Here is an 862-nt window from a genome sequence, read left to right as displayed (position 1 = left end):
GCTTGCGGCGTTGCGCAGCCGCACCCGCAGACAAGTCAGAGCGGTATCAATCGTCGTATGCATGAACCCATGCGCCATCGCCGCGCTGTCACCCTGTTTCAGCTTTCTGCGAGCGGATTGCCAATTGTCCAGTGCGTCCGAGATCGCATCGCATGTCCAATGCTCGGCTTCATGCGCAACAAATTCGGCAAAGGCGTCGCCCGCAGGCCCTGCGGCCAGACGTGTTGCCAGCATACGCGCGTGTATGCCGTTGGCCCCTTCGTAAATCGAGGTAATTCGGGCGTCACGATAGGTCTGCTCCAGCCGGTATTCGCGCAAATAGCCATAGCCGCCCAGAACCTGCATACCCAATTCGGCGGCCTTGATACCGGCGTCGGAGCAATAGACCTTGGCGACCGGGGTCAGAAAATCGACCAGGTCAGGCGATGTGCCCCGTTCCATGGTGACAAATGCAAGATGTGCAAGACTGCGGCTACTGACCGCCAGCCAATCGATTTGATCCAGCATGCGGCGGATGTCGGCATGTTGATCCAGTGTTGCCGGTTGACCGTCGGGATTGCGTCCCTGTACCCTTTCACTGGCATAAGTACTGGCAATGTCATAAGCCCGCGCGGCGTGCGCGACGCCCTGTAGGGCGACATCAAGCCGGGCGTGGTTCATCATGGTGAACATGGCCATCAGACCTTCACCCTCGGCCCCAATCAATTCGGCTTTGGCACCATCAAATGCCAGCTGGCACGTGGGCGAGGCATGCAGGCCCATCTTTTCCTCGATGCGCGTTACGGTAGCTTGGTTGCGGCTGCCGTCTGTGCAGGAGCTGGGGCATAGAAACAGCGATAAACCTCTGACGCCGTCATCGGAC

At 59.2% G+C, this 862-nt stretch carries 1 protein-coding gene; it reads right to left on the bottom strand.

The window, feature by feature from the left end; all coding sequences use genetic code 11:
- The coding region (locus ACR0C6_RS21535) for an acyl-CoA dehydrogenase family protein (RefSeq protein ID WP_480621158.1) at nt 1-762 on the bottom strand (762 nt) is incomplete at its 3' end.
- Nucleotides 763-862: the final 100 nt, after the last annotated feature.

This window comes from Ruegeria sp. AL12 (assembly GCF_056540885.1).
The sequence above is the reverse complement of the archived record's forward strand: the minus strand, read 5'-3'. Positions and strand labels throughout refer to the sequence as shown.